This is a genomic window from Acinetobacter sp. YK3 (assembly GCF_001729365.1).
Classification (GTDB): Bacteria; Pseudomonadota; Gammaproteobacteria; order Pseudomonadales; family Moraxellaceae; genus Acinetobacter; species Acinetobacter vivianii.
In genome coordinates this window covers 1-13,428 of record NZ_LZPJ01000131.1, presented here as the reverse complement: position 1 = coordinate 13,428, position 13,428 = coordinate 1, and the positions used below count along the sequence as shown (strand labels likewise).

At 41.1% G+C, this 13,428-nt stretch carries 11 protein-coding genes; 9 read left to right on the top strand and 2 right to left on the bottom strand.

Features of this window, described 5'->3' with window-relative positions; translation table 11 throughout:
• Nucleotides 1-493: 493 nt before the first annotated feature.
• Complete coding sequence (locus A9Z07_RS15880; protein ID WP_069579814.1) at nucleotides 494-2,722, top strand: TonB-dependent receptor; 2,229 nt, start codon at nucleotides 494-496, stop codon at nucleotides 2,720-2,722.
• Between the two features lie 113 nt (nucleotides 2,723-2,835).
• On the opposite strand, the gene ybaK is transcribed toward A9Z07_RS15880, so the two are convergent.
• Nucleotides 2,836-3,303, bottom strand: a complete 468-nt coding sequence (gene ybaK / locus A9Z07_RS15875; RefSeq protein ID WP_069579813.1) for a Cys-tRNA(Pro) deacylase — start codon at nucleotides 3,301-3,303, stop codon at nucleotides 2,836-2,838.
• Between the two features lie 166 nt (nucleotides 3,304-3,469).
• Between ybaK and A9Z07_RS15870 the strand changes: the two genes are divergently transcribed.
• Both A9Z07_RS15870 and A9Z07_RS15865 read left to right on the top strand, forming a co-directional pair.
• Entirely contained in the window at nucleotides 3,470-3,775 is a 306-nt protein-coding gene (locus A9Z07_RS15870; protein ID WP_047427221.1) for a hypothetical protein, read from the top strand.
• A gap of 194 nt (nucleotides 3,776-3,969) precedes the next feature.
• Entirely contained in the window at nucleotides 3,970-5,343 is a 1,374-nt protein-coding gene (locus A9Z07_RS15865) for an ABC1 kinase family protein (RefSeq protein ID WP_069579812.1), read from the top strand.
• An 86-nt stretch (nucleotides 5,344-5,429) separates the two neighbouring features.
• Here A9Z07_RS15865 and pobA read toward each other — a convergent pair whose 3' ends face one another.
• Complete coding sequence (gene pobA / locus A9Z07_RS15860; RefSeq protein WP_069579811.1) at nucleotides 5,430-6,638, bottom strand: 4-hydroxybenzoate 3-monooxygenase; 1,209 nt, start codon at nucleotides 6,636-6,638, stop codon at nucleotides 5,430-5,432.
• Nucleotides 6,639-6,780: 142 nt separating this feature from the next.
• On the opposite strand from pobA, the gene pobR reads away from it, so the two are divergent.
• From pobR to A9Z07_RS15830, 6 genes are all read left to right on the top strand, one after another.
• Nucleotides 6,781-7,596: an IclR family transcriptional regulator PobR gene (pobR, locus tag A9Z07_RS15855; RefSeq protein WP_069579810.1), complete on the top strand. Its 816-nt coding sequence runs from the start codon at nucleotides 6,781-6,783 to the stop codon at nucleotides 7,594-7,596.
• A gap of 314 nt (nucleotides 7,597-7,910) precedes the next feature.
• On the top strand, nucleotides 7,911-9,341 hold the full coding sequence (locus A9Z07_RS15850) for a gamma-aminobutyraldehyde dehydrogenase (protein WP_069579809.1): 1,431 nt from the start codon (nucleotides 7,911-7,913) through the stop codon (nucleotides 9,339-9,341).
• Nucleotides 9,342-9,368: 27 nt separating this feature from the next.
• Nucleotides 9,369-10,139 carry a nuclear transport factor 2 family protein gene (locus A9Z07_RS15845; RefSeq protein ID WP_069579808.1) on the top strand — a complete coding sequence of 257 codons (771 nt, stop codon included), beginning with the start codon at nucleotides 9,369-9,371 and terminating at the stop codon, nucleotides 10,137-10,139.
• A gap of 56 nt (nucleotides 10,140-10,195) precedes the next feature.
• Nucleotides 10,196-10,915 (top strand): FadR/GntR family transcriptional regulator, encoded by a 720-nt coding sequence (locus A9Z07_RS15840; RefSeq protein WP_069579807.1) that lies wholly within the window; start codon nucleotides 10,196-10,198, stop codon nucleotides 10,913-10,915.
• A 68-nt stretch (nucleotides 10,916-10,983) separates the two neighbouring features.
• A complete protein-coding gene (locus A9Z07_RS15835) occupies nucleotides 10,984-11,691 on the top strand; it encodes a PDC sensor domain-containing protein (protein ID WP_069579806.1) in 708 nt (235 codons plus the stop codon).
• 151 nt (nucleotides 11,692-11,842) lie between these two features.
• Nucleotides 11,843-13,174, top strand: coding sequence for an APC family permease (locus tag A9Z07_RS15830; RefSeq protein ID WP_069579805.1), 1,332 nt, complete (start codon nucleotides 11,843-11,845; stop codon nucleotides 13,172-13,174).
• Nucleotides 13,175-13,428 lie beyond the last annotated feature (254 nt).

Here is a 13,428-nt window from a genome sequence, read left to right as displayed (position 1 = left end):
AGCATCTCTAAAGTAAGTTAATTCAAGCAATTAGATTGTAATTTTTGCGGGCGTTACTGAATTGAAAATATAAATGATAATAATTATCATTTATATTTTCAATTCAGTAACGCCCGCAAAAATTACAATCTAATTGCTTGAATTAACTTACTTTAGAGATGCTATAAGCAAAATGAGATACAAAAAGATAATAATAGTTCTTATTTAATAAAATGATAATTTACTCATCGGCAATAGTTTTTTGTGATTCTAAAATTCTATAAATAACAGTGCACTAAAGCAAAAACAGCCCAAAATGATGACTTTAATTGCACAAAATATCAAAAATGAGCTCAGTTATGCCTTTCTAGAATGCTTCATCTGACTTATTGGCCCTTCTCTTGCATCACTTTATAAAAATGATCACTTTTCGCCGTTGCACTGTTCCCTATTTTCTCCACTATAATGCCGAAAATTTAAAAATCATTCTCAGGGCGAGATCACAGGAACAATGATGAAAAGCAATAAAAGACGGCATCATACATCAGATGCAAAAAATATTATTCCACTTTTATCCATGAGTGGATTCATTTTATTTTCAAACGCTTCTTTTGCCGCAGCTTCAACCGAAGCAACACTTTCAGACAATAAGACTGAGCAACTACCAACAATTACTATTTCCGCATCACGCTCAGATGAACTCTCCTCTTCTGCCAAGCAGGTCACTCGACTCAATGAACAGCAAATTGAAATTTTGAAAAATGCCTCATCGGGCAACATTGCCACTGTACTCGCCAAAGTCGTGCCCGGCTTATCCGATTCCAGTCGTACCATTACCGATTATGGGCAAACCTTACGCGGCCGTAATGCACTGATTCTGGTCGATGGCGTACCAATGAATCTAACCCGTGATACCTCAAGAGGACTTTCTGCAATAGATCCTGAGAGTATCAGCAATATCGAAGTGATACGTGGAAGTAATGCGATCTATGGTAGTGGAGCTGCGGGCGGAACTATTTCAATTACGACAAAAGCTGCTAGTGGTGAACCGAGCGCCAAGACTGTAATTGGATTACAAAGTTCACTGACCAACCCTCGTTCGGATGCCTTAAGTGGAGACATTCATCAATATTTTTCAGGTAGTTTGAACGATTTCGACTATGCACTGGATTTTGGTTATCAACGCATTGGCAGCCCTTACGATGCACGGGGCAAACGGGTTGCACCCGAACCAAGTCAGGGTGATCTTTTCGATGCGGATGCCTATAGCATTGGCACTAAACTTGGATATCACATTGGTGACAACCAGTACCTGCAACTTGCCGCGAATTATTATAATGCGGAACAAGATTCTGACTATGCTTCTGATCCAAGCGTTGCCCAACTTCCCCCAGGCAGTGTCCCTGCAAAGGCAATCAAAGGATTGAAATTAAAAGAACAGAATAAAAATGAAAACCAGATTTATAATCTGACTTATAGCCATAAAGATTTCTTCGGCAATAAGGTGGATGCTCAAATCTATTACCGAGACTTTTTCACCCGCTTTTCACCATTTGATGCCCGTAAAGTCCCTACCCGAGGTGGACAAGTCGATCAGGTTTATCAAGAAAATAATGTATTGGGCAGCCGCTTGACTGTAAGTACTCCGCTCGAGTTTCTTGGAGATAGCTCTCTGGTGTGGGGTGGCGACTTTAGCCGTGAAAAGAGCGAAATGCCGCTGGATACTTTCGATCAGAATATCTATGACCAATCTGGTGGCCTCGAATTCGTTAAAAATGGAAAGCTGATTTATTTACCTGAGCTCACTACTCAAAGCATGGGTGCATTCGCTCAATTAAAACACCGATTTAACGATCAATGGTCAGCTGAGGTCGGCACGCGCTATGAAGACAGTTATGCAAAAATTGATAGTTTTGTGCCTTTGTCCCAGCTAAATGAATCTGATCCCTATACTGTTCAAGGTGGTAAAGTAAAAGCTGATGCATGGCTCTACAATGCCAACCTTACTTTCTCACCAAATGACGAACATTCAATTTATGCCTCATTTAACCAAGGTTTCCAGTTACCTGATGTAGGTGTGGTTATTCGTAATGCAGGAAAAGATTTTGACTTAGGTTCTTCATTCTTAGAGCCTGTCAAAGTGGATAATTATGAACTCGGCTGGAATGGCCATTTCAATAACTTTAGCTCAAGCTTAGCCGTATTCCACTCCACGTCTGATCTGGGTGGCGTGCAATCCTTTGGCAATGGATTAATTCTGACCCGAACCAAGGAAAAAGTGACTGGTGTAGAAGCAACTCTGGATTATCTTGAAGATGCCAAAGTCTGGGGCGCTGGCGGTAGCGTTAGCTGGATGAAAGGTCGTGAAACCCCACAAAATAGTCATACCGAACAGGATATGACAGGTTTCCGTATCCCGCCGTTAAAAGTTACTGCCTATATTTCCTATAGCCCGACCGATACGTGGACCAACCGTATTCAGGCGACATATTTCGGTGCAGAAGATTACCGTCTCAATGGTAACAATGGCTTCGGTCGCTATGATGTCAAATCCTATACCACGGCGGATTTAATCAGCAGTTTTGCCATCAATAAACAGGATACGGTGACGATTGGAATCGAAAATATGTTCAATCGTGAATACTATCCGCTTTATAGCCAGCTGATGCGAAATAGTAATAATACCAGTCACTTACTCGCGAGTGGCGTAACCGCTAAAGTGTCTTATACACATAAATGGTAATTCACAAGCTCAAATACGATAGATATCTTCTGATATCTATCGTTGTTCCAATCTTTAGCTTTTAATTATCACAGTTGAATTAAGAAGAACCCTAACACTCAATATCAATATTTTTATAAATCAAGTACATCAACAAATTGAGCACCCAATAACTTAGCCAGATCCTGAGGATTTAATCCTATATCCAGTCCTCTTTTGCCCCCACTGACATAAATTTTAGCAAAATTTTGCGCCGTAGCATCAATCACGGTTTTCAGTCGTTTCTTTTGTCCTAAAGGACTAATCCCCCCAACCAGATAGCCAGTTAAGCGTTCAGCATCTTTTGGATTGGCCATTTGTAATTTCTTGCAGCCCACTGCTGCTGCAACCTTTTTCAGATTGAGTTGATGATTCACCGGTAAAATTGCAATGAAGTAATTTTTTTCATCTGTGACCATTAAGGTTTTAAATACTTCTTCAACTTTTAGATTCAACTTTTCTGCGGCTTCCAGCCCAAAACTTTTTGCATTGGCATCATGTTCATATTCATGAATTGAAAAAAGTATTTTATTTTTTTCTAACAACTTACAAGCGGGTGTCATATCTATTCAGTATTTTTGCTTTAAGGATAAAGTGAGATAAGTGTAGCACTTTAAAAATAAAAGATTAAATTTGCTTAGGCTATTTTGATCATAAATCTATTCTTGATAAATCATCAAACAACCTCATATATTTGCTAAAGATGAAATGCACAGGCTCAAACAATTCATGAGTTATAAACATAATAATTTGATGGCAATGCGCCAGAATTATTGGGACGATGAAAGCTCTTCTACTGTCCAAGCGGAAAAACAGTTTTTAAAAGAACTCCTCGTTGAAGAAGACGTTTTTAAAGATGCGACTTTAGACGACACCAAGTATTTTTTCTTTACACTGCCCAGTATTATTATCGTGAAAGCTTATGCGCTCGGCTTTCATCATAGTCAGGTCAAACGAATGTTGATTAAACATATTCATACCCATCGAGCCGCACTCATGAAACGGGCAGCATTAAAAATTCAGTTTAAAATTTAGGACATATGTATACAAAAGCCAAAAGATAGATCTAAATTCTACTTAGGCTATTTGTGGACAATTCCCCTATTGCACAAATTTAGACTGATAATTCAAGAGATTGAACTATTTTAATACGTTCAAAAGCGGTAATATCCGCTACAATTCATCTCTCGGCTTTCAACCCTCCGATTTCAGCATAGGATTTTTCTTTCATGTCAGATCAGAACGATAAGCTTAAGAATCTAAAAACCTCCTCGGTGGATCGTCGCTTATCTATCGCAAAAGCGTCTTTACTTGCTGGAACACGTTGGGCAACTGCAAGTGCAACTTCTCTTTTCTCAAGTGAAGAAGAAAAAGAGAAGAAACGTAAAAAAGCCATGGCTGAACAGGCGCATTATTTAGTTTCTGAAATTGGCAAACTTAAAGGTTCAATCGTCAAAATTGGTCAGATGATGGCTCTATACGGCGAACATTTTTTGCCTGAAGAAATTACACAAGCATTAAATACCCTGAACAATCAAACCGTGGCCCTCGCTTGGCCTGCAATCAAGGCACATTTGCAAGATCAGTTAGGTTCAAAACTTGATGATTTAACCATCGATCATGAGCCGATTGGCACAGCTTCACTTGCTCAGGTTCATCGCGCGACCCGTAAATCTGATGGTCAGGAACTGGTACTTAAAATCCAGTACCCGGGTGTGGCAGAAGCGATCGACTCAGACATGAATCTGTTCAAGAATATGCTGAAACTGACTCGGATGGTGCCGCAAACCCGTGAGTTTGATCAATGGTTTGACGAAGTTCGCGACATGATGCATCGCGAAGTGGATTATGCGATTGAAGCAGCGACTACGCGTCGTTTCTCTGAACGTTTGAAAGATGATCCGCGTTATATCGTCCCTCAGATTGTGGATGAGTTCTGCGCTGAAAAAGTACTGTGTATGACGTTTGAACGTGGCGTCCCTGTGAATAGCCCAGTGATGCTTTCTCTGCCGCAAGAACGCCGCAACCAGTTGGGCGAAGCTTCTTTAGAAATTGCAGTGCGTGAGTTGTTTGAATGGGGCGAAATGCAGACCGATCCAAACTTTGGTAATTATCTGGTTCGTTTGGGTGATGGCAGTGAAGTCAACGATAAGATCGTTTTACTCGACTTCGGTGCAATTCGACAGTTCGATAACAACTTGCTGACAGTCGCACGTAACCTGATTCAAGCTGGCTATGATCATGACAAAACCGCGATGGTCAAAGCCATGAAAGGTTATGAATTCTTTGATGGTATGCCAGAAAGCGTCAAACCGGGTATGGCAGATGTGTTCCTGATTGCAACGGAAGCCTTTAGCTGTCCCGAAAACAATCCAGATATGCCTGCGGGGATTATGGATGATCAAGACCGTTATGACTGGAAAAAAAGCCAGCTCCATAGCCGTGTGATGCAACAGGCTGGACAATCGATGGCTTCCCGTTATTTCTCGGTTCCACCGAAAGAATTTATGTTTATTAGCCGTAAATTCATTGGTGCCTACACCTTTATGACCGTAATTGATGCAAAAACCAATGTCCGCAAAATGATTCGTCAATTTGCTTAATCAATCATTTCCTGTGAAATGAGAAAAAGCCTGTCCATTCATATGCACAGGCTTTTTTGAGCTCTATTGATCAGAAAGTTATGCTTTTAAGCACAGGTTTCTGGCATTTTTTTAATTTCATATGGCAGTCCAACATAGTTTTCTGCCAAAGTCGTTCTACCTGCTGTCGATCCTAAAATATAGCTTAATTCTGCCTGCTTAATTTTATGGTCAAACTCGCTTTCCGTTTCGAAACGATGGAGCAAGTGTGTCATCCACCAAGAAAAACGTTCAGCTTTCCAGACACGTTGTAAACATTTCTCAGAATATTCCTCAATGCCCTGACTCGAACCCTCAGTGTAATACTCAATCAACGCACTCGATAGATAAGCAATATCCGAAGCCGCCAGATTAAGACCTTTCGCGCCTGTTGGTGGAACAATATGTGCTGCATCTCCAGCTAAGAACATGTTTCCAAAACGCATTGGTTCAGTCACAAAACTACGTAACGGAGCAATACTCTTTTCGATGGATGCACCAGTGACTAAATGTTCACGGCTTTCAGGATCAAGACGACATTTCAATTCTTCCCAGAATCTATCATCTGACCAATCTTCAACATGATCCGTCAATGGCACCTGTAAATAATAACGGCTACGGGTTTCTGAACGCATACTACACAATGCAAAACCACGTTCTGACTGTACATAGATCAACTCATCCGCAACGGGAGGTACATCAGCCAATACGCCTAACCAGCCAAATGGATAGATTTTCTCAAAGGTTTTAATTTTGTCCTCAGGCACACTGGCTCGACAGATACCGTGATAGCCATCGCAACCTGCAATAAAATCACACTGAATTTGAAAGACTTTGCCCTGATAGTCAAAATGTACCTGCGGTGCGTCATAAAAATCTTTGACCTGTACATTTTCCGCCTCATAGAACGATGTCAATTGTGCAGCTTCACGAGCAGCCATTAAATCTTTGGTGACTTCGGTCTGTCCATACACAGTGACTTGTTTACCGCCTGTGAGTGCAGACAAATCAACACGATGTTTCTGCCCATTGGTTAATATTTCAATCCCAGAATGCGGTAATCCTTTCTCTTTTAAATGTTGATCTACATCAGCCTGTTTGAGTAAATCAACCGATACCTGCTCAAGTATTCCTGCGCGGATACGCGAAGCCACATACTCAGCACTGCGTTGCTCAATAATGATGTGTTCAATGCCAGCCTTATATAGCAATTGACCTAGTAATAAACCCGCTGGGCCAGAACCGATAATTGCAACTTGTGTCTTTAAAATATCCATCACGTCATCCTTGTTATATGTCCTGACTTTTAAACTACTGCTTTTAAGTTTTGTATACGATGTATTCAAATCGAAAATAACCGTTTATCATTCCATGTGTCCGAATAGCGGACAAAACATGCAAAATAACAAGGAAGGAAGGATGTCCTCTACCGATGCTTTTTTAGAGCACCCAAGTTCACACGAACGTATTCGTCAGGAAGACTATATTGCAGGTTTAGCCAAAGGTCTGGCTCTACTTGAAGCTTTTGGAATTGATCGCCAACGTTTGAACGTTACTCAAGTGGCTGAACGTACTGGCATTAGCCGAACAGCAGCACGTAGACATTTAAAAACTTTAAAATACTTAGGCTATTTGGAAACAGATGAGCATTATTTTTGGCTAACCCATCGAGTGTTACGTCTTTCTAGCTCTTATCTAAGTTCTGCCCATCTCCCTAAAATTGCTCAATCTTTTCTGAATCTTTTGTGTGCCCAAACCTCTTTAACCTTTTCTTTAGTGGTCTTGGATGACAATGAAGTAGTCCCGATTGCCCGAAGCTATCTTCCTCAACACGACAATTTGCGGGTCAGTCCTTATGGCATGCATTTAGGTAATCGCCTACCTGCACATGCCACCTCGACAGGAAAGGTTTTATTGGCAGCGCTACCTGAACAGGCTCAACACGATTGGGTCAAAAGTTATGGCTTAAAGCGCTTAACCCCTTTTACGATTATCGATGAAGATACGTTTATAGACGTGCTGAAAAGCATCTCATTTTCGGACTATTGTCTATCAAAAGAAGAACATGAGCTCGGCGTGATTGCGATTGCAGTTCCTGTGCTGAATGCACAAGGTAAAGCCATTGCGGCGCTTAACTGTATGTCGCAAACCAATCGTGTACAAGAAGATTATTTAGTCCAGCAAATTTTGCCTTTGCTGCGTAATACTGCTAATGAGCTACGCAATGTAATATAAAAATCAAATCCTTACGGCCCTTCTTTCTTTACTCATAAAAAACCCAATAAAGTTTATTGGGGGCATCAATCTTGTCTAAATATTCCTCACACATCAAATAAAGCCTTTTTAAGCAAAATGGGAAAGCGTCCATTTTTAGTAAAAAAAAACCCCAAGCTAGATTTAAATAAATATCAGCTGCTTAGCATTCTCTTTTTTTTAAATATCAATCTTTGCTCAAATTCCATGCATAAAAAAAATTGACAGAAATTTTAAAACATAATACATATAGTTTTATATGTTATATTTTAAAACCTAAAGACAAGGAACGACAGATGTCTAAAATTCAACTAAAACATTTTATTAACGGCGAATATGTAGTAGCACAAGGAACGGATTATTTCGATCTGGTTAGTCCAGTAACAGGCCAAGTTTATGCTGCATCACCCAATGCAACGGATGCAGAAGTAGATGCCGCTTATGCAGCAGCAAAACAGGCTTTTAAAATCTGGGGTCGCAGTACTCCCGCTGTTCGTCAAAAGGCTTTACTTGATTTAGCAGATGCGGTTGAAGCAAATGCAGAACGTTTAATCGAAGCACAAAGCCGTAATACGGGACAATTAAAGCATTTGATCGCCTCTGAAGAAGTGGCAATTTGTGCAAATCAGATTCGTTTCTTTGCGGGTGCGGCTCGCCTACTCAATGGCTCATCAACAGGTGAATATTTAGAAGGTTTGACCTCAAGTATCCGTCGTGAACCTGTCGGTGTAGTCGGTCAAGTAACGCCTTGGAATTATCCATTAATGATGGCGGTCTGGAAAATCGCGCCTGCTTTGGCGGCTGGTAATACTGTAGTTTTGAAACCAAGTGACACCACACCTGAAAGTACCCTGCTTCTGGCAGAAATTGCAGCGCCATTTTTCCCTAAAGGCGCATTCAATGTACTCTTAGGTCAAGCCAATGTTGGCTCTAAAGTGGTTTCACACAAAACCCCTGCACTCGTTTCAATTACAGGTTCGGTACGCGCTGGTTTACAAGTCGCCGCTTCTGCCGCTGCCAACTTAGCCAAAGCACATCTTGAACTGGGCGGGAAAGCGCCAGTCGTTGTATTTGCCGATGCAGATATTGATAAAGCAGTAGAAATGATTGCCATGACAGGTTTCTTTAATGCGGGTCAAGACTGCACCGCAGCGACACGCGTGATCGTGGAAGAATCTGTGCATGATGAGTTTTTAGCAAAACTGGTAACAGCAGCAAAAAATACACGTTTTGGTGAGCCTGATGACCAAGATGCACTTTATGGCCCATTAAATAACGCCAATCAACTTAAAAATGTGCAGTCATTTATTGAAAAACTACCAGCACACGCGAAAGTCGAAACTGGCGGTAAACATGCCAATCGTCCAGGTTTCTATTTTGAAGCAACCGTAATTAGCGGTTTACAACAACACGATGAAGCCATTCAAAATGAAATCTTTGGCCCTGTCATCACGGTTCAGAAATTTAAAGATGAAGCGGATGCCATTGAAAAAGCCAATGATATTGACTATGGCCTTGCTTCAAGTGTCTGGACCACCAACCATGCCCGCGCAACCCGTCTATCACGCGAGTTAGATTTTGGTACAGTCTGGATCAATACCCATATTCCATTAACTGCTGAAATGCCACACGGTGGTTTCAAGAAATCTGGCTATGGCAAAGATTTATCAGGTTATGGGTTTGAAGAATACACGCGTATCAAACATGTTATGAGTTCAAATGACTAAGGCACAAGATACAGATAGGAGCATAGAATGGATATTCAGGAAGCCAAACGCTTTGTTAGTCAGGCTCATCATGTCTTGTTTAATTTACATGATCCTCGTGCTTTAGACCGTTATTTTTCTAAAGACTTTATTGAGCATTCACCACTAGTTGCAGATGGCCTTTCTGGTCTTCGTCAACTGATTCAGGATTGTCCAGACATTCGCCACGAACCGATTCGTGTACTGGGTGATGGTGATTTAGTGGCAATTCACGGTCGTTTTCATGGTTTAGATGAAACGCCTTTGGTCGGTTTTGATATTTACCGCATTAAAGATGGCAAGATCGTTGAGCATTGGGATGGTTTGGTGCCTGAAGCCCAGCCAAATATCAGTGGACGTACCCAACTGGATGGCCCGACCCAGATTGATCATCATGCCGATCGAGAAGCAAACCGTAAAATCATCCGAGATTTTTTTCAAAAGGCCTTAATTGACGGGGACTATGAAGCGTTCAGAACCTATACGGACGGCGATCATTTCCTGCAACATAGTCCTGATATTGGTGACGGGGTAAATTCCGTCATTGATTTCCTGAACAAAATCCGTAATCAAGGTGAAGGTTTGGTATACTCCAAAACGCACCGAAGCATTGCCGATGGTCAGTTTGTGCTGACCCATTCAGAAGGAAGTATTGCTGGAAACAGACATGCCTATTTTGAATTGTGGCGTCTCGAAAATGGCAAAATTGCGGAACTTTGGGATGCAATCCCTGCTGTTCCAGAAGATGAAAAGGCAATACACAGTTTTGGCGTGTTTTAATCCATGATCCGTATCATTAAGCGAAGTCATTCAGCTTCGCTTTTAGAGAACTAGCTATGTCAGCATATACGATAATCTTTGCACCGATCACACAATCGACCCGTTCTGAACAGGTGGTTGAACGTTTGGAGAATGCGATTATCTCAGGACTGCTCAAAAGTCAGGAACAGCTTCCGAATGAAGCTGACCTAGCTCGTTTAATGGGTGTTTCACCTATCACGGTGCGTGAAGCGCTCACAACCTTGCGGGTGAAAGGCTTAATTGATACACGACGTGGCCGAAATGGTGGAAGTTTTGTGTGTGAATTACCTGCAGATTTACGCCTAAGCCTGCATCCTTTACGTCAGGCATCCAGTGAATATCTGGCTGATCTTGGTGAGTTTCATAGTGCAATTTTAAGTCATAGTGCTTATTTGGCCTCACAAAGAACCACCGATGATGAGCTAGGTAAAATCAAGGAAATGGTTGAACAATTTCATCAGGCCAGTGAAGCGGACATACGAGCGCAACTGGATTTACGCTGTCTGCTCACCTTGACCTCATTTGCCCAATCAGCGCGACTGGCCAATCAGGAACTCTCGATACAGGCAGAATGGGCCCCACTTATTGCTGTTTTGTACCAAGATGATGTCTTTCACCAAGCAGTTGTAGATCAATACCATAAAATTTTGTCATCATTTACTCAGGGAAATGAGGATGAAGCAGTTCTCCAGACGAGAAAAATCATCACTATGCAAACGGATCAAATGCTCCAATACAAGTTATCAATCAATTAAAAACAATAAAAAAAGGGATATCTAAAAAGCATAGATCTCAAAAATATGGAATTTTAGGAGTTATCGGAATGACCCAACAGACACCAATAGAAGAGCTTCAAAAGCTGCTTGAGCAAGTTACTCATGAGACTTCTACTCTGGCAGAACTTCTTGCCAGCAAAGCAAGCCAGATTCTAGCCAAAGATAAAACAGGAAAGCTTAAAGACATCAAACTGTCTACCGCTGAACGTAAACAACTCCAGCAGGAAATCAAGCTTGCTCTGCATCAAAGCCAATATAGTCAAGGTATGGGCTTTGCCAGCTATAGTCCCGCAACAAGCACCGAGCAGGAATACTGGACACTGGAATGGTGGTATAAAAAAGAAAATCAATTACAGCAAGCACAGCTTGAAAACTACCAGAATGCTCAACGTTTTCTGGATTTCCGTACTTTTGAATGGTTCCAGCAACCTGCGAAAAATAAACAACCCTGTACTTATGGGCCTTATGTCGACTATATCTGCAATGGCGCTTATACCATTACTATGGCCCATCCTGTGATGATACAGGATCAATTCGTTGGTGTTATTGCTATTGATGTACTGGTCTCTGCACTGGAGAAAGTGCTGCTTCCAAAACTCAAAAATATCAAACAAAAAGCAGTCATTACCAATAATATTGCCCGCGTCATCACCTCAAATGACATTAGCATCAGAACTGGAACACTTCTCAAGAACCTGACTCACAAGTCTTTGAATAGCTTACCGAGTCAATCGCTCCAGTTAATCATGATTTAGCGTTAATCAGACCTCAATTCAACGTTTAACGCCCACGCTCCTCTAAATCTCTAATTTTTTGGCTTGCTAAAACGAGCCAAGGGATTTTTTTGCCTAAAAATTACATGTGCTTTTCTGGATAGAAAACAACAATAGATCAGGTTGCAACATTATGGAACAACAATCTGCTTCATTAAAAAAACTCTCATTATGGCAAGTGACTGTGATCGGTATTGCTTATATGACCCCGATGACAGTATTTGATACCTTTGGCATTGTGTCAGGCATCACTCATGGTCATGTGCCCTTGGCTTATTTATTGGCTCTCACCACAATGCTGCTGACGGCTTTTAATTATGCACGCTTTAGCAAACATTCTGAAAAAGCAGGTTCTGCCTATACCTACACCGCGGAAAGCATTGGGCCTAAAAGTGGTTTATTTGTGGGCTGGTGTACCTTACTCGACTATTTATTATTACCTTTAATCAATGTCTTGCTGGCAGCCATTTATTTAACAGCCCTCATTCCCAGTGTTCCGTACTGGTGTTGGGTCATTGTCTCGGCTGGACTGGTCACGTTAGTCAATTGCTTCAGGATTCGTCTACTCGCCAACTTAAGTCTGATTTTTGTGTTTGCACCCATTATCCTAATGATCATTTTTGTGTATCTGGTGATTCAAGGCATTGGAAGCACGCAAGGTTATGAATATGTGCTCACCTTGAATCCTTTATGGACAGGCCCACAGGAGTTATTGCCGCTGGTTGCAGGCGCATCGGTACTGTGTTTTTCTTTTCTCGGTTTTGATGCGGTTACCACGCTGTCGAATGAAACCAAGAATCCGACCAAGACAATTCCTTATGCGGTTCTCCTGACCACACTTTTTGGTGGCTTGATCTTTTTTACCGCATCTTGGTTCATTCAGCTGTATTATCCCACCAATGCGCGTTTCCAACATCCGTCAGAAGCATTGCCAGAAATCGTTCTGTATGTCGGCGGCGCATTATTCCAGTCAATTTTCCTGTGCGGACAGATTATGAATACAGTGGCTTCTGGTCTTGCCTCACATGCCAGCGCCTCTCGCTTACTCTACATCATGGGCAAAGATAATATTTTCCCTAAAAAGTATTTTGGCACGCTGCATACCTCACTTGGCACTCCATTTTTTTCGGTGTTATTTGTTGGATTTATTTCTTTAAGTGCCATGTTTTTGAATCTGGCTCAAGTGATTAGCCTGATTAGCTTTGGTGCTCTGGTTGCATTTACCGCTGTTAATTTTTCAGTCTTTGTCCGCTTTTATATCAAGGAAAAACAGCGTTCAGGATTTAGAAATAAATTTTTTAATCTTTTCTTACCGCTACTTTCGGTCATTAGCATTGCTTGCCTATGGGTTAATCTTGATTCATCTGCTTTAAAATTTGGCAGTTTCTGGTTAGCAATGGGCGTTTTTCTGTTTATTTACAAGGTTCTCAGAAAACAAAAGATTCACTTAACCAATGCATATTGAGCAGGAATTTCAAATACGTCTATTTCGTTCCAACTCTTTAAATTATATTGATGACTTAAAAAAGTTACTGAGTACTCCCAGTAACTTTTTTGCTTAGATCCCATTAATATATGAACAAAATTTATCTATAAACACGCTCCTATAAAATCATAAACCACACCGTTAAAAATAAGTTCAATATCTTCTAGACTTAATATATGTAAATTAAGTGCTATATAAACAGAACTTTCAGTATATGATTCTAATTCAAAAAA